This window comes from Bartonella sp. CL436QHHD (assembly GCF_042195105.1).
Lineage (GTDB): Bacteria > Pseudomonadota > Alphaproteobacteria > Rhizobiales > Rhizobiaceae > Bartonella.
Genome location: NZ_JBHINR010000032.1, coordinates 138904 through 154757 on the forward strand (window position 1 = coordinate 138904; position 15854 = coordinate 154757).

Annotated in this window: 15 protein-coding genes; 9 read left to right on the forward strand and 6 right to left on the reverse strand. The window is 37.3% G+C overall.

All coding sequences use genetic code 11. The annotated features are described in order from the left end of the window. Nucleotides 1-9 precede the first annotated feature (9 nt). Nucleotides 10-465: a peptidoglycan-binding protein LysM gene (lysM, locus tag ACFIKN_RS04445; RefSeq protein ID WP_375657972.1), complete on the reverse strand. Its 456-nt coding sequence runs from the start codon at nt 463-465 to the stop codon at nt 10-12. A 386-nt stretch (nt 466-851) separates the two neighbouring features. On the opposite strand from lysM, the gene ACFIKN_RS04450 reads away from it, so the two are divergent. From ACFIKN_RS04450 to thpR, 6 genes are all read left to right on the forward strand, one after another. After that, complete coding sequence (locus tag ACFIKN_RS04450) at nt 852-1574, forward strand: response regulator transcription factor (protein WP_005774392.1); 723 nt, start codon at nt 852-854, stop codon at nt 1572-1574. Between the two features lie 39 nt (nt 1575-1613). Beyond that, nucleotides 1614-3398 (forward strand): sensor histidine kinase, encoded by a 1785-nt coding sequence (locus tag ACFIKN_RS04455; RefSeq protein ID WP_273790229.1) that lies wholly within the window; start codon nt 1614-1616, stop codon nt 3396-3398. 23 nt (nt 3399-3421) lie between these two features. Further along, complete coding sequence (locus ACFIKN_RS04460) at nt 3422-3886, forward strand: HPr kinase/phosphatase C-terminal domain-containing protein (RefSeq protein WP_273790228.1); 465 nt, start codon at nt 3422-3424, stop codon at nt 3884-3886. Between the two features lie 135 nt (nt 3887-4021). Further along, nucleotides 4022-4423 carry a PTS sugar transporter subunit IIA gene (locus tag ACFIKN_RS04465; protein WP_273790227.1) on the forward strand — a complete coding sequence of 134 codons (402 nt, stop codon included), beginning with the start codon at nt 4022-4024 and terminating at the stop codon, nt 4421-4423. A gap of 10 nt (nt 4424-4433) precedes the next feature. After that, nucleotides 4434-4727: an HPr family phosphocarrier protein gene (locus ACFIKN_RS04470; protein WP_012754483.1), complete on the forward strand. Its 294-nt coding sequence runs from the start codon at nt 4434-4436 to the stop codon at nt 4725-4727. A 624-nt stretch (nt 4728-5351) separates the two neighbouring features. Beyond that, on the forward strand, nt 5352-5891 hold the full coding sequence (gene thpR / locus ACFIKN_RS04475; RefSeq protein WP_375637228.1) for an RNA 2',3'-cyclic phosphodiesterase: 540 nt from the start codon (nt 5352-5354) through the stop codon (nt 5889-5891). 106 nt (nt 5892-5997) lie between these two features. Here thpR and grpE read toward each other — a convergent pair whose 3' ends face one another. Both grpE and hrcA read right to left on the reverse strand, forming a co-directional pair. Continuing rightward, complete coding sequence (gene grpE / locus ACFIKN_RS04480) at nt 5998-6660, reverse strand: nucleotide exchange factor GrpE (protein WP_375611384.1); 663 nt, start codon at nt 6658-6660, stop codon at nt 5998-6000. Between the two features lie 124 nt (nt 6661-6784). Then, nucleotides 6785-7855 (reverse strand): heat-inducible transcriptional repressor HrcA, encoded by a 1071-nt coding sequence (gene hrcA / locus ACFIKN_RS04485; protein WP_273790224.1) that lies wholly within the window; start codon nt 7853-7855, stop codon nt 6785-6787. A 505-nt stretch (nt 7856-8360) separates the two neighbouring features. Between hrcA and rdgB the strand changes: the two genes are divergently transcribed. Both rdgB and hemW read left to right on the forward strand, forming a co-directional pair. Next, nucleotides 8361-9008 carry an RdgB/HAM1 family non-canonical purine NTP pyrophosphatase gene (gene rdgB / locus ACFIKN_RS04490; RefSeq protein WP_273790223.1) on the forward strand — a complete coding sequence of 216 codons (648 nt, stop codon included), beginning with the start codon at nt 8361-8363 and terminating at the stop codon, nt 9006-9008. Next, nucleotides 9005-10204: a radical SAM family heme chaperone HemW gene (gene hemW, locus ACFIKN_RS04495; protein ID WP_375630575.1), complete on the forward strand. Its 1200-nt coding sequence runs from the start codon at nt 9005-9007 to the stop codon at nt 10202-10204. The genes rdgB and hemW overlap by 4 nt, the downstream gene beginning before the upstream one ends. A gap of 1598 nt (nt 10205-11802) precedes the next feature. Here hemW and dapE read toward each other — a convergent pair. The 3 genes from dapE to ACFIKN_RS04510 all read right to left on the reverse strand — a co-directional run bounded on the left by dapE (nt 11803) and on the right by ACFIKN_RS04510 (nt 14755). Further along, on the reverse strand, nt 11803-12975 hold the full coding sequence (gene dapE, locus ACFIKN_RS04500; RefSeq protein WP_375637237.1) for a succinyl-diaminopimelate desuccinylase: 1173 nt from the start codon (nt 12973-12975) through the stop codon (nt 11803-11805). Between the two features lie 222 nt (nt 12976-13197). Next, nucleotides 13198-13944 (reverse strand): M48 family metallopeptidase, encoded by a 747-nt coding sequence (locus ACFIKN_RS04505; RefSeq protein ID WP_273790220.1) that lies wholly within the window; start codon nt 13942-13944, stop codon nt 13198-13200. A gap of 31 nt (nt 13945-13975) precedes the next feature. Beyond that, a complete protein-coding gene (locus tag ACFIKN_RS04510; protein WP_375630579.1) occupies nt 13976-14755 on the reverse strand; it encodes an alpha/beta hydrolase in 780 nt (259 codons plus the stop codon). A gap of 195 nt (nt 14756-14950) precedes the next feature. Here ACFIKN_RS04510 and infC point away from each other — a divergent pair, with 195 nt between their 5' ends. Beyond that, nucleotides 14951-15469, forward strand: coding sequence for a translation initiation factor IF-3 (gene infC / locus ACFIKN_RS04515; protein WP_273790218.1), 519 nt, complete (start codon nt 14951-14953; stop codon nt 15467-15469). Nucleotides 15470-15854 lie beyond the last annotated feature (385 nt).

Consider the following 15854-nt stretch of genomic DNA (forward strand, 5'->3'; position numbering starts at 1 on the left):
TTTGATGAATTAACTATGGTCAATTTCAGGAATACGTATAACTTGTCCAGGATAAATTTTATCGGGAGATTTTAGCATTGGCTTATTGGCTTCAAAAATAAATGTGTTTTTATTACCTTGCCCTTTTCCATAAACCTCTTCAGCAATTTTCCAAAGATTATCACCAGATTTAACCTCATAAAAGCGAGAAGTTTTTCTAGGCGTTGTATCTATAACCTTTAATTGATCAACATCTACAGAAGAGATACCTTGTGAATTGCCAACAACCAGCAGTGCTTTTTCAAGTGTTTCCCTGTCTGGAACTTCACCGCTTAAAATAGCTTTACCGTCTTCAACTTGAATATTGACTTTTTCTGTACCGAGTTGAAAATCATCAAATGCTCTTTTAAAATCCTTTTCTTTTGGTTCATGGTCCCCAATACCTAACTTTTCCCCTACAGTTTTAATAAAATTAAAAAATCCCATTACGACCTCCTTTCGTGTAGCAGAAACAAATTTTTGTGCATATATTGCCACATTCTTTTCTTTGCTCTTAAAACACATAGGCAGATTTTCTAAACTTCAACAATCAAAACTACATCTGTTCAATTATGAGACAAATACAATAATAAACTTTGTAATAAACCTTGATAAAAAAAGCCTTTATGAAAATTTTCTCTCAAATGAAGGGATCTTAATAGACGTAGAAACATTATAAATTATGAAAGCAAAACAAGATTTTACAGTAATGACAAAAGGTTTTTTACTTTGCTACAATTTGTATCATATTTGTTTTGCAAAAAAAATATGAACTCCCATATAAATAAGTGTGGGTAATTTGCTACCACAGCAATAGAAAGGTCTAAGAAACCATGAAAGATACACCAACAATCACACAAACGATTGTACTTGTTGATGATGATCGCAATATTTTGACATCTTTATCTTTTGCGCTTGAGACAGAAGGATATCGGGTTGAAAGCTATACAGATGGAGCATCTGCACTCAAGGGTCTCACACTTCACCCTCCACACTTAGCTATTTTTGATATTAAAATGCCCCGAATGGATGGGATGGAACTTTTGCGTCGTTTGCGTCAAAAATCTGATCTTCCAGTTATTTTTCTCACCTCTAAAGATGATGAAATTGATGAATTATTTGGTCTCAAAATGGGAGCTGATGATTTTATTACTAAACCTTTCTCCCAACGTCTTCTTATTGAACGCGTGAAAGCTATTTTGCGCCGTTCTAATGCACGTAACCAACCGCTTTCTACAGGAACTTCTTCCACCTCTTCTCTCAAACGTGGAGATCTTGTGATGGATCAAGAACGCCATACCTGTACATGGAAAGATAAACCTGTTATTTTAACCGTTACGGAATTTTTGATTCTGCAAACCTTAGCACAAAGACCAGGAGTTGTAAAAAGTCGTGATGCTTTAATGGATGCTGCCTATAGTGATCAAGTCTACGTAGATGATCGCACCATTGATAGTCACATTAAACGTCTGCGTAAAAAGTTTAAACAAGTGGATGATGATTTTGCAATGATTGAAACACTTTATGGTGTAGGTTATCGTTTCCACGAGGTATAAAACTACTTTGTCGCAAAAATTTGAACGGCAATCAAATCGATGACAGACAATTCTCAACTGGAAACTTTACAAAAAACAACCGTTAATGGTACATCCTCAACGCCATTTCTTATGTTTTCTCGTTTGCATCTTCGAATACAACGTCTCTTTAGACAATTGCTTTTTTCCAGCCTTACACGTCGCATTGTTATATTAAACATTGCTGCCCTTGCCGTTTTAGTTACAGGCATTTTATACCTTAACCAATTTCGCGATGGTTTAATTGAAGCAAAAATTAAAAGTTTATGTACCCAAGGAAAAATTATTGCTGGGGCTATTGCTGCTTCTGCAACAGTAGATACAAATTCTATCCTCATTGATCCCCAAAAACTCTTAGAGTTACAGACTGGTGAAAGCGTTACACCAGCCCCTCAATCAACCGATTCTTGGGATTTTCCTATTAACCCTGAGCAAGTTGCCCCTCTTTTACGGCGTCTCATCACACCTAAAACGACAAGAGCACGTATCTATGATCGTGATGCTACTCTCCTTCTTGATTCGCGCGTTCTTTATTCTAGTGGAGAAGTTTTTAGTTATGATTTACCCCCACTTAAAACAGAACAAAACATGTGGGATCGCCTTACTTCATGGTATTCAAGCGCATTTTATGGTAAAGGTATTGCTCTTGACAGAGAACAAACAAAAACCAGTGGTATTGCTTATCCAGAAGTGTACCGCGCATTAAACGGATCTCTTGCTACGGCAAAAAGACGCAACAGACAAGGGCAATTAATTGTTTCTGTTGCCGTTCCTGTTCAACGCTATCGCGCAGTGGTTGGAGCTCTTCTTCTTTCAACCACTGGTTCCGATATTGATAACATTGTAAAAGGCGAAAGATTGGTTATCTTTAAAGTTTTTGCCGTTGTAGGTAGCGTACTTTTGGTTCTTTCTCTCTTTTTGGCCCATACGATTGCCCATCCATTAAGTAAATTATCTGCCTCGGCTAATCGAGTGCGTAATGGCAATAATCAGCGTGTAGAAATTCCTGATTTTTCAATGCGTGAAGATGAAATTGGTCACCTTTCAACTTCTATTCGTGATATGACCAATGCCCTTTATATGCGTATTGAAGCCATTGAACGCTTTGCTGCTGATGTAAGCCACGAATTAAAAAATCCTCTCACCTCTCTACGCAGTGCTGTTGAAACGCTCCCTCTGGCTAAAAATGAAGAAGCACAAGAGAAATTGCTTGAAATTATTCAACATGATGTGCGCCGCCTTGATCGGTTGATTACAGATATTTCTGATGCATCACGGCTCGATGCAGAGCTTGCACGAGAAACCGCAGAGATTGTTGATATGACACCGCTTTTGGAAAGTCTTGTTCATGCTGTTCAGGAAGTGTATCGTAATACGCAAACCATTGATATAAGCCTTAATATTGTCCCACGTCCTCATGGAAAAGCCTATCTTGTATTGGGACACGAACTCCGTTTAGGACAAGTGATTTCAAATCTTCTTGAAAATGCGCGTTCTTTTATTCCTCGGAATCGTGGCAAAATTTGCATTACTATGAAAAGTCATGCTTCAACCCTTATTTTAACCATTGAAGATAATGGCCCAGGTATTCGTTCAGAAAATATTGAACGCATTTTTGAACGTTTTTATACAGATCGACCAAATGAAGATGCTTTTGGGCAAAACTCTGGACTTGGCCTTTCTATTAGTCGGCAAATCATCGAAGCTCATAATGGGACAATTACAGCCGAAAATATTATTGATCCTACACTTGGGAAGTGTAAAACTGGTGCACGTTTTACTATTATGCTTCCGCTTGCTAAATAAATCTTTTATCCAAAGTAAAAGACATGAAAACAAAATGTGAAATACTCCACGCAAATTGCCTTCAACTAGGCGGCAAGGGGCTGTTAATTATAGGTCCATCGGGATCAGGAAAATCAACCCTCACCCTTTCTTTGCTTGACCGCGCTGAGTGGTCAAAACGTGAAGCGAAGCTTATCAGTGATGATTATACAATGTTGCGTGCGGAAAATGGAAAGCTTCACGGATACACTCCCGATAATTTAGAGGGCGGCATCGAGATTCGTGGCGTTGGTCTTTATATGATAGAATTTGAAAAGCACACAATTATCGATTGTGTTATTTTTCTCGGTCCGGAATATGAACGTTTTTCCACAAATAAAACTTTTCAATTTGAAAATTTGCACATTCCTCTTTTAAAACTTCCCTCTCTTCGTGAAGCCGATTGTACCGCCATTTGTCAAGCTATTGAAGCATTTTTGTTTAAAAAAATATGGCAAAAATCTGTCTAATTTTTTTCTAAAGATAAAAAAATCACAATTTTTGCCTTTTTTTTGCAAATTTTTCTTGGCAGCAAGATAAAGCCTTGTACAATGTCTTTCCCACCAATATGGTTGGGTCTTATTAGTTAACAGGAGTTTGCGTAAATGATTGGACTCGTGCTTGTAACGCACGGTGAGCTGGCTGTCGAATTTTTACATGCCGTGGAACATGTTGTTGGAGTACAAGAAAAGTTCGCAACAATATGCGTTTATCCCGATGACGATATAGATCAGCGCCGAGGTGATATTATAGCCGCAGTAACCGATACAGATACGGATCATGGCGTCATCATATTAACAGATGTGTTCGGTGGAACACCATCAAATATAGCTATTCCTGCTATTGAAAAAGGACGCGTTGAAATGATTGCGGGTGTTAATTTGCCCATGCTTATTAAACTGATTTCTATTCGCAAATGTCCGGATATTTCATTATCAGACGCGTTAAGAATAGCACAAGAAGCAGGGCGTAAATATATTAATGTACCAAGTATGATTAGCGGATAATAAAATACCAATGTTTTCCAAAGATACCCTCCCATGTATAAGTCGTCATTTCAATATCTGTAATAAACGTGGGTTGCATGCACGTGCTTCTGCAAAATTTGTACAAACTGTTGACAATTTTAATGTTACTGTTGAAGTTGAAAAGGACGGGAAAATTGTTGGCGGATCATCAATTATGGGACTTATGATGCTAGCGGCTTCATCCGGTTGCAACCTCACCATTCGTGTTTCAGGACCAGAAGCAACAGATGCTCTTAATGCTCTTGAAAAGCTCATCAATAACAACTTTGGAGAGGAAAACTAGTGCTTTTTCATCATAAACAAAGATGATAATTCTTAGAAAATAGGAACTTTCCATCATTATTTTGAATTTTAATTTCTCTTCCCGCTTTTATACCAATATTCATATCCATTATAGATTGGTATAATTATCATAAATGTAAAAGCTTATAGTAATTTTGTTATGCTGGTTTTTTCTTCCTTTCCTAACATTATTTGACCAATTTGAATAGTTTTGCGTATTATGGCTATTCCCCGACTTAATCATATAATTAAATCTTTACAGAAAAGAGAACTCTTCACCTTGTATTAGAATATGCTTTATTTTAGGCTAAAGATAAATGTCAAAATAATTTCGCACATCAACAATCTATCAACTTTTCTTATTTTCTGCTAACTTTGTAGCATTTATAATACACAAGTAATCTTCCATTGCACATCATTGTGATACAGATCATGAAAACGCAATTCTTATCAATGTCATAACCATTTTCTTAAAACGAATAAGCTTTGTACGCTCATAATTATAGTAAGCATTTTTTAGACATTCTTTTTCTATACTATTGCCTTGTTTTATGTGGTACGTGCCCCGCCCTTATTATCTATATTGCGCTTGGGATAGCATCTTTCATTATAAGGAGATAATATCATGGGTCGTCTATTTAGTGCTCTCCAGATTCCTCAACAAACAACAAAAGCCCTCGTATCATTGCAAAATGGCTTACCAAAAGCGCAATGGATCAACCCGCAAAATTTTCATGTCACCTTATCTTTTTTTGGCGAAGTTGAAAGTTCTACAGCAGATGAAATTATGCATACCTTTAACACTATAGAACTTCCTTCTTTTACGCTACAGATAAAGGGTTTTGAAGTTTTTGGTTCAGAAAATGCTCCCCATTCTCTTGTGGTTCGCATTGAACCTTGTGAAAAGCTTACTCTTTTACATGAAAAGATGCAATATATTCGGAATAAATTAGAGTTAAAGCCTGATGAAAGACTGTTTATTCCGCATATCACTCTTGCACGAATATTTGATATTAATCTTAAAGATCTTTCTTCTTATCTATCTTTTCAAGATGATTTTTTTGTCCCTCCTTTTGAAGTTGATCATTTTGTTTTATTGTTATCGGCCTCTCCCTTAAATAAGGCTCCCTATATTGTAAAAGGAAATTGGCCACTTCAAAAATAAAAGGGTGTTTGTCACACCCTTTAAAAACTCTTTGAGAAAAGACCCTATATATATGAAACTGCAGGGAATACTGCATTTTACGATAGAGGTTTGTTATTGATGTGTTTTAAGCCGAATCAGCTTCAACAGAAGCTTCTTTTGCTCCTCCTTTAGCTACACCCACTATAGCTGGACGTAACACCCTTTCCCCGATAATATAACCTGCCTGAACCACTTGTTGAACAGTATTATCTGGAACATCAGCATTGGGAATTTCAAACATCGCTTGATGAAAGTGAGGATCAAATTTTTGCCCCTCTGGATGAATTTTTTGCACCCCATGACGTTCTAATGCTGCCATCATGGCACGTTCAGTCATTTCAACGCCTTCTGCCAATGATTTCAAACCAGCATCACTCTCCCGTGCACCTTCTGGAATAGCTTCCAAAGCACGATTGAGATTGTCAGAAACCGATAACATATCCCGTGCAAAATTAGCAATGGAATAAGCTCTTGCATCCGCCACATCTCGCATAGTACGGCGTCGAAGATTTTCCATATCTGCAACAAGACGTAAAAGCTGATCTTTCAGTTCTTTATTTTCATCCTGCAAAGACGCTAAAAGATCACTAACCTCATTGCTTTCTGTTTCAACGACTTCGTGTTCCTCTGTTTTATGTGTTTTTAAAAATTCATCGGCTGCCTGTTTAAGTGTATTACGATCAGCTGGATTTTTTAAATCACAATTTTCAAATGAAGCGTCAGTAAATTTGTTTTTTTCATCAGACATAAAAATTTTATTCCTTCATAAGATTCGTTATTCTCGATATCGAAATTCTACAGACAAAAATCAAGGGGTAGCGATGTATATAATACAATGAGCTTTTATAGTACAAATACTTACTTGCATCGTTTTAACGCAATAACTGTGACACAAGTTGAGCTGTATAATCAACCATGGGCACAATCCTTGCATAATTAAGCCGTGTAGGACCAATAACACCTAAAGCACCAATGACTCTTTGTTGTGAATCTCGATAAGGTGCTACAACTAAAGAAGAACCAGAAAGAGAAAATAATTTATTTTCTGAACCAATAAAAATTCTAACCCCAGAACCTTCATCCGTTAAATCGAGAAGCTGTGCCATACTCTCGCGCGTTTCAAGATCATCAAACAAATGGCGTAACCGTTCTAAATCTTCTTCTGCTTTTACATCTTCAAGTAAATTGCTACGCCCGCGAACAATGAGGTGTATTTTATGATCAGCATCTTCTCCTCCCCAAAGAGCTAATCCCGTTTCAACAAGATGATGTGATAAATCATCAAGTGCGGCCCTTGTTTCTGCGCATAAGCGGGCAATTTCCCCTTTAGCTTCACTCAATGTACGCCCTTGAATATGGGCATTGAGAAAATTCGTTGCTTCCGTCAATTGTGCATGGGTAACCCCTTCTGGTAAATGAACAATACGATTTTCAACTTCACCTTGTTGAGTCACCAAAACGGCAAGAGCGTGCTCCCTATCAAGGCGCACAAATTCAATATGTTTCAATGTTCCTTCTTGTTTTGTTGCTAAAACAAGCCCTGCCCCACGTGAAAGATCTGAAAGAACTCGGCTTGCTTGAACAAGAAAATGTTCAACCGATTGTGCATGACCAGCCTCTTTGACTTGCATTTCAATATTTTCTCGCTCTTCGTTTGGCAAATCACCCGCTTCCATAAATGCATCAACAAAAAAGCGTAAACCTGATTGTGTCGGCATTCGACCCGCAGAAACATGTGGTGCATAAATCAAACCGAGATGTTCAAGATCACTCATCACATTGCGAATCGTCGCAGGCGATAATGTCTGTTGTAAAAGCCGCGAAAGATTACGTGACCCTACAGGTTCACCATCATTAAGATAAGCTTCAACAATATGGCGAAAAATATCACGCGAACGTTCATCAAGATATTTTAGTTCATTATCAATAGTTTTGTGCTTCATCACAATTGTTTCACTACTTTTAAAATCCTCATCTCTTATATAAGTTTTGTCAAGGTTTGGTCAAATAGTCTAAAGTAGTATAAAAATATATTATCCTATTGAGCTGTAAAATGCTACCTTTCAGAGTGATGCTTGATAAATTACGCAGGAAATATTTTTTGTTAGAGTGTGTGAGAAATATTTAAGATAAGAGTTGATCTGTAAAGTGGTCTGCTGTAGGGACTTATCAAGAGAATCTAGATTGATTAAAAACCGCTGTAGATAGAAAATTTCACCCTTTAGAGCAAGCAGGAAATTGGAAATTTACCATAAAAATGCTATCATAAATAAAGACATGTCTTTCATATCTTTGCAAGGTTATCTTCATACAAGATAAAAAATTTTATTGGAATAAAATATCATTAAACGTGTAAAATAATCATATCATGTAAAATGTGTGTGTATGAGCATTAAAGTCGGTTTTTAGCACAAAAATAATTCCCCTTTCATTTTTGGAGAAATCTATATGAGAAGCATAGCAGATAAAAAACTTGTCATTGCTACACATAACACCGGAAAATTGCATGAAATCACTACTTTAATTACGCCTTTCGGTTTAATAATACAATCGGCAAAAGAACTGGGCTTGCCAGAACCAAAAGAAACGGGAAAAACATTTGAAGAAAATGCTTATATTAAAGCTTTTTCAGCAGCAAAAAAAACAGGACTTCCTGCCCTATCTGATGATTCAGGCTTAGAGGTAGATGCATTGGAGGGTGCGCCAGGCGTTTATACCGCTGATTGGGCAATTCAAGCCGATGGTACACGTAATTTTCCAAAAGCTATGAAAAAAATAGAAAATGAACTCCAAAAAGTCGGAGCACGAGAAAAAAGTCAACGGAAATGCCGTTTTATATCCGTCATTTGCATTGCATGGCCTGATGCTCATGCAGATTACTTCCGTGGATGCGTTGAAGGAACGTTCATTTGGCCTCCACGGGGAGATAAAGGCTTTGGTTTTGATCCTATTTTTTTACCCGATGGATGTGAAAATACCTTTGGAGAAATGTCAACAGAGCAAAAACACAACTGGAAACGTAATGATATTCCCCCTCTTTCACATCGCGCACGTGCTTTCAAACTTTTGGCAGAAAACCTTTTAGCATTCTCATGAAAGAACCTTTTGGCATTTACATTCATTGGCCCTTTTGTGCAGCTAAATGTCCTTATTGTGACTTTAATTCGCATGTTCGCATCCATGGTGTTGATCAACCACGTTTTGTCACCGCCTTTAAGCGCGAAATAGAAACGCAATACCACAAAATAGGCCCACGCCATATTACAAGTATTTTTATTGGTGGAGGAACCCCTTCCCTTATGGAGCCGCAAACTGTCGATGCCCTATTGCAAGCACTTGCAAAAAAATGGGTAGTCGATGATAAAGTTGAAATTACATTAGAAGCTAATCCATCCAGTGTGGAAGCAGAGCGCTTTCGTGGATACCGTGCGGCAGGTGTTAATCGCTTATCTCTAGGGATACAAGCGCTCAATGATAAAGCATTGCGCAAACTTGGCCGACTCCATAATGTGGAACAAGCTCTTTGTGCCATTGCTTTAGCACGGCAAATTTTTCCACGTTTATCTTTTGATCTCATTTATGCCCGCCCCGAACAAACCCTTGAACAATGGAAATCTGAACTTGTACAAGCAATTGATTTAGCAGCGGACCATCTTTCTCTTTATCAATTGACGATCGAAGAAGGAACCGCCTTTAAACGGCTTCATGATGCAGGAAGACTTATCCTTCCCCCATCAGAGCTAGCAGCAGATCTGTATCATCTTACTCAAGAAATAACGGCACTACATGGACTTCCTGCCTATGAAATCTCAAACCATGCAATGCCCGGTGCCGAATCAGCACACAATCTTCTTTATTGGCGTTATCACCAATATGCAGGCTTTGGTCCAGGAGCACATGGACGTTTCATTGAGCACGCATCGAATCATTCCTCTTTCTGTTCAAAAACATTGTCATCACACCTTGAAAACCGCGAACGTTATGTCACAATAAATGAAAAGCATCCCGAACAGTGGCTTAATTTGGTAGAAACAACAGGACATGGCTGTATTGAAACGGAACATTTAACCACTGAACAACAGGCAAATGAAATGCTCCTTATGGGATTACGCCTTTGCGAAGGCTTAGAACTTATACGCTATGAAACCTTAAGCCCTAAACGTATCCCAATGGAAAAACTGATCGATTTACAACACCAAGAATTGATAGAAATGGTGGATAACCAACGCTTAAAAGCAACAACCAAAGGACGTATTGTTCTTGATCACATCATCAGCCAACTTGCAAATTAAAGTTTTTATAACAACATACTTATTTTAATCATAATTATCATTTTTCATAGCAAGGTGAAATTAGAATATTGTGAGCTTCTCTCATTTCAAAACTATTTATAGCAAGTTAGTTATCGCCATTTGCTTACACCTTAAAAATAGAGAAGCATGTGGATAAAAACTATAAAAAAGGAGTAAAAAGGCCTCTTATGAACACTCTTAAGTGCTAAAAGCTATTGCAATATTTTGAGCTAGAAAGTGTATGGTGCTCTAACTTTATTTTTCATAAACATAAAGATGGGGAGGCATTATAGATTTTATATTACAACATTCATAAGCACCGTAGTAGCACAAATGTGACAAACATTGAGAAAATTTCTCTAAAACAAATACGTGAATGCATAACACGATAATGTATTTTTTCTTTATGAAATCGTGGCACCATTAAAAGAACCATAGAAATAAGCATGAAACCATGCATCAATTTTTGATTATGTAAAAAGATCTTACTCTATTTACTTTTGAAAACCGTAAAGCCGAATAAAAAAGAAAGTAAAAAAGCACGCTGATTTTCACCTTTATACCTTTATATTTTTCCTCAATGAAATTGTATGTCTGTTTCAGAGATTATAAAAAATAGATATACGCAATACTTTTATCCTATTCTGGCATGTAAAAGCGGTTATCGCAAAAAGTACTGAACCAATATTTATTTGAGATACGCGGCTGTATGATTGGTATTGATTTATAGGTCACAGCAAAATCACGAGCTTTATTAAACAAATAATGCACTCAAATGGCAAATATACCCGATATGAATCGAGATTGCTTTGTTAGCGAGCGAAACGACGTTAATCCCATATAATCTTACTTGTATGCATAATGCTTATGAGTATCTGTACGCGTCCTTTAAGGTTATTTTATTAAAAAATTGAGAATAATACTAGGACAATCCTTGGCTCAAGAAGTCAACGTGCTGCTACAAAAAATTCTGTGTATCTTTATCATAACCAAGATTAAAGCTGATTAAATAAGCTCACCTTCTATCTCGTAATGATTTTGCAACGGAAGTTCTTGGGGACAAAAAAAGCATGGCAAAATATATGAAATAAAACAAACTTAAAGCGCTTTTCCTATAGGCTTTATTCTAAGAGAGTCTAATTGGAACAAGAAGTACCTTTTATGAGAGTGCAGAAAACATATCAAAACATGAGCTGTGAATGAGCGCATTTATGTTGTACGAACTTTTTACAATAGCAGCATGTTTTTGTGTGTCTTTATGGCTTCAACCTGTCATCACACAATGATGATATAATATTCATTGTTTTCCATATATGATTGCGTGTGACTTCCTTTCTACACTTTAAAGAACGAATATTTTCAATCCAATATGGTCTAAACAGTTCTACTTCTTCAAGCAGGTCTCTCTTGGCTTTCCAATTATGTAATTCACTTAACTAAAAACTCTACAGGCAAGAATCCCAACTTAAGAATATTCATCACTTACTCTAAAACCACTTAATATATTAAGTCTTACGAGACTCATATCACCACACCTTAAATGTCAATATCTTATAGCTCAACAAGATAAAGGTATTTTTGAACCAAAAATCTTTTCTTTATGCAAAAAATTCAATAATAAAACGCTCATAAATAGCAGTAAGAGTTTCCACTGCATCAAGGGCCACACACTCATCTACCATATGCATCGTTTGCCCTGGTAAGCCAAATTCAATCACTGGGCAATAATCCTTAATAAATCGCGCATCTGAAGTACCACCAGAAGTGGAACATTCTGGTATATTCCCTGTTACACTTTTAATAGCATTGGATAAAGTTTGAATGAGTTTATCATTTTTGGTCAAAAAAACATCTCCTAAACTTGGAATCCATTCAAGCTGATAAGAGGGATATTGGTCACCATTGTTTTTTGATTGCACCAAAGCAAGACGCTTTTCAATTTCCTTCATCAGTGTTTCTTTTGTCCAAAGATCATTGTAGCGTATATTAAAATGAACTGTTGTCTGCGCTGGGATAACATTGACCGCTAAATTACCGGTATCGATGCTTGTTAGCTCTAGATTACTGGGTTGAAAATTCTCTGTCCCTTTATCTAAATCAGTTTGTGTCAATGCTTGAATAAGCTTACTTGCCAAAGGCAAGGGATTAGTAGCCCGCTCTGGAAAAGCAACATGACCTTGGCGACCTTTCACGGTAATGATACCAGAAATCGATCCGCGGCGACCGATTTTGATGACATCCCCAACAGTCTTTACACTTGTTGGTTCCCCCACAAGAGCCGCAGTCCATTTTTCGCCTTTTTTTTCTGCCCATTTGAGAAGTTTGACGGTACCATTAACAGCAGGTCCCTCTTCATCACCGGTAATCAAAAAACTTACCATTCCTTTAATGGATCGTTTCTCAAGAACTCGCGCTAGCGCCGCAATAAAACAAGCGATTCCGCCCTTCATATCAACAGCACCCCGCCCATATAATTTCCCCTGATCTATGACAGCTTCAAAAGGTGAATAAGTCCAATCTTCCAATGCACCTGGTGGTACGACATCTGTATGACCCGCAAACATAAGATGGGGTCCTTCATTTCCCATTTTTGCATAAAGATTTTCAACATTATCTGTATTTTTATCCGTAAAAATAGGGCGCTCGACGTGAAATCCCATTTTTTTCAAAAATTGTTCCAAAGTTGATAAAGCCCCCGCTTCATGAGGTGTAACAGAAGGACAACGGATAAGTCTCTTTAGTAGCTGAAGTGGATCTGTAAGAACAGGCATAAGGTCCCTTCCCATTTTTTATAAGTCATCGGAACTTAAGGTTATTACGCTGAATTACAAAAAAGATAAAGAAAAAACATTGAAGACACTCAGCAAACCAAGCAGGGGAGAACAATCGTGCTGAGAGCTTCAATGGCTTCCTCATTATAAATGAGCAAGCACACACACAACAAAACACTCAACAAAAAGTTCCGTTAAATGTTGCCTTCATTTGAAAGTTTTTTACGCCTCTAAATTATATGAATCAAAATTAATTGCTTGCAATCTATGGGCATTTTCCTTCAACCAAGCACGGTACGTTTTACTATCAGGACATAGCTCTTCACAAAGAGCCCAAAATCTTGGTCCGTGATTCATTTCAACAAGATGAGCAACCTCATGAGCAACAACATATTCCACAACTTCTTTTGGTGCCATAACAAGGCGCCAAGAAAAAGAAAGACGCTTATCTATTGAACAAGATCCCCAACGACTTCTCGTATCTTTATAACAAATTGATTTGACTTTACGCTCTACTTTATGGGCATAATGTGCCACCAAAGGTGTTATAATAAGTGCTGCTTGTTTTTTCAAAACGTCAGCAATGCGTCTTGGGAGGTATTCTAATTGACCATAAACAATAATTTTAGGTCCTTGCTCCGCATCTGCTGTAAGGATTTCTGTTACCCCACGCCCTTCTCTATGCTTTATGGTATGGGAAACACCTAATAAAGGAATCATTGCCCCCTCTTTGAGATAAGCATTTTCATGAGAGATTTGTAAACGAGCAAGACGTGCCTCAATCCAAGATCGATGCTTTTCAATAAAACTTTGAATCGTACAGAGACTTATCGCTGGTGGTGTTGTTACACAAATCTCTTGACTGCTGGCATCAATACGTAAGGTAAGACGGCGTGCATACTTATTTTCCCGCACCCGTACAGGTACAGAGCGATCAGAAAAAATAAAATGCTGTTTAGAAATGCTCATATATTTTTATCTTCATCAATAAATGTACCCCTTATTTTGCATTAATCTGATTAATAAAAGATCTCAATACTGTTTCAAGGCAATCTAAATCTTGTGGACGAGAAAAGCGATGATCAGCATCACGAACAAGTGTCAACGTTACATCATGGAGAGGTAAATGATCAAGTAAAGTCAATGTATGCTGATAGGGAATATCTTCATCTTCCATCCCTTGTAGAATATGGACTGGACACCCAACATCAATGCATCCTTTCATAACACAATTTTTGCGCCCATCTTCAATTAATTTTTTTGTAAAGGGCATTGGCTCTGTATCATCAACAGCAGGTCGTTCAATATAGCCTTTTTCTTCCAAAATCTTCCATTCTTCTGGGCCTAATTTGGGTTCCACCAATGTTTGTGTAAAATCAGGCGCTGGAGCAATCAATATCATGCCAGCAAGCTTCTTATTTTTCTGTGCTAGCATCATAGCAAGCCTTAGTGCAATCCACCCACCCATAGAGGAACCAATCAAAATTTGTGGACCCTCACAATAGGTTTCAAAAGTCGCTAAACTTTCCTTAACCCAACGCGAAATTGTTCCTTGAAAAAAATCACCTTCAGATTCTCCATGTCCAGAATAATCAAAACGTAAACAAGACAAATCATTCTTCTGAGCAAACTGATCAACTAACGTTGCCTTACTTCCCAACATATCGGATTGATAGCCAGGAAGCCAAACCAAACCTGGAGATTGGCGCCCCTTGCGATAGCGTACTGCAAGTGTGGTGTTCTCAAACGAAAAAAACTGACAAGGAATATGTTGATCCATGATTCTTTATCCTCCATAAAACAATTTCTTTAAATTAAGAGAAAACTTTTATAATCTAAATCATTCCAAAAAGTAATAAATCAAATAATGAAAATAACACGAATTATAGTTGTTTTTAGGTGCATAATTGTATATTAAATTAACTGTAGTTGAATCAAAATTTAAGGAGCATAAACCATTCGTAAACCGTTTAAAATGACACCTACCCAAAAAGACGGACCACGTTCAAATAAGGATATTCGGGTACCTCATGTTCAGCTTATCAATGATGAGGGACAACATCAGGGAGTTGTTGCGATACAAGAAGCTCTTGCTATGGCTGCAGATGCGGGACTTGATTTGGTTGAGATTGTACCAAATGCAGAGCCACCCGTATGTAAAATCATCGATTTGGGAAAATTAAAATATCAAACCCAAAAAAAAGCTGCTGAAACACGTAAGAAGCAAAAAGTCATCGAAATCAAAGAGATTAAGATGCGCCCAAATGTTGATGTCCATGATTATGGAGTCAAGCTCAAGGCTGTTCATCGCTTTATTGATCATGGTGATAAAGTAAAGATTACTTTGCGTTTTCGTGGTCGTGAGATGGCTCACCAAGATCTTGGATTAAAGCTTCTTCAGCGTGTGAAAGAAGATACAAGTGAAATTGCCAAAATCGAATTGGAGCCAAAGCTTGAAGGCCGGCAAATGATGATGGTGATAGCACCTAAATAGTTTTGCATTGGAATAATATTCGCATGCAACTCATTAGCATGGGCGTATGGTATTTTTAGAAGCACCACATAGAGTTTTTGTGGTGCTTTTAAGGTTTTATAAATGTGTATAAAGCCTTTTAAGAGTTTAATAATGCTTGATCGATTTATAAGAAGAATTCGTTATTTTGCATATTAAATGAGAAAGCTCAAACATCGTAAGGCCTTCTTATTTCAAGCACTCTTATCATGCAATGCGGCGAAATTGTTTGCTTACACATCACAAATGGAGATGATACATAAAAAATTATTAAAAAAGCAGAAATGTTTTTTGTGAGCCATTTCAAGTGCCAAAGGCTATCACAATACGGAAATTGGTAAATACAATAGTGAAACCCGCCGGTATC

Bases quoted from the DNA above. Each gene is read 5' to 3' on its own strand.
- ACFIKN_RS04470 (WP_012754483.1), top strand. From the start codon at position 4,434: ATGTTTTCCAAAGATACCCTCCCATGTATAAGTCGTCATTTCAATATC.
- rdgB (WP_273790223.1), top strand. From the start codon at position 8,361: ATGAGAAGCATAGCAGATAAAAAACTTGTCATTGCTACACATAACACC.
- thpR (WP_375637228.1), top strand. From the start codon at position 5,352: ATGGGTCGTCTATTTAGTGCTCTCCAGATTCCTCAACAAACAACAAAA.
- dapE (WP_375637237.1), bottom strand. From the start codon at position 12,975: ATGCCTGTTCTTACAGATCCACTTCAGCTACTAAAGAGACTTATCCGT.
- lysM (WP_375657972.1), bottom strand. From the start codon at position 465: ATGGGATTTTTTAATTTTATTAAAACTGTAGGGGAAAAGTTAGGTATT.
- ACFIKN_RS04510 (WP_375630579.1), bottom strand. From the start codon at position 14,755: ATGGATCAACATATTCCTTGTCAGTTTTTTTCGTTTGAGAACACCACA.
- ACFIKN_RS04465 (WP_273790227.1), top strand. From the start codon at position 4,022: ATGATTGGACTCGTGCTTGTAACGCACGGTGAGCTGGCTGTCGAATTT.
- ACFIKN_RS04455 (WP_273790229.1), top strand. From the start codon at position 1,614: ATGACAGACAATTCTCAACTGGAAACTTTACAAAAAACAACCGTTAAT.
- ACFIKN_RS04505 (WP_273790220.1), bottom strand. From the start codon at position 13,944: ATGAGCATTTCTAAACAGCATTTTATTTTTTCTGATCGCTCTGTACCT.
- hrcA (WP_273790224.1), bottom strand. From the start codon at position 7,855: ATGAAGCACAAAACTATTGATAATGAACTAAAATATCTTGATGAACGT.
- infC (WP_273790218.1), top strand. From the start codon at position 14,951: ATGACACCTACCCAAAAAGACGGACCACGTTCAAATAAGGATATTCGG.
- ACFIKN_RS04450 (WP_005774392.1), top strand. From the start codon at position 852: ATGAAAGATACACCAACAATCACACAAACGATTGTACTTGTTGATGAT.
- hemW (WP_375630575.1), top strand. From the start codon at position 9,005: ATGAAAGAACCTTTTGGCATTTACATTCATTGGCCCTTTTGTGCAGCT.
- grpE (WP_375611384.1), bottom strand. From the start codon at position 6,660: ATGTCTGATGAAAAAAACAAATTTACTGACGCTTCATTTGAAAATTGT.
- ACFIKN_RS04460 (WP_273790228.1), top strand. From the start codon at position 3,422: ATGAAAACAAAATGTGAAATACTCCACGCAAATTGCCTTCAACTAGGC.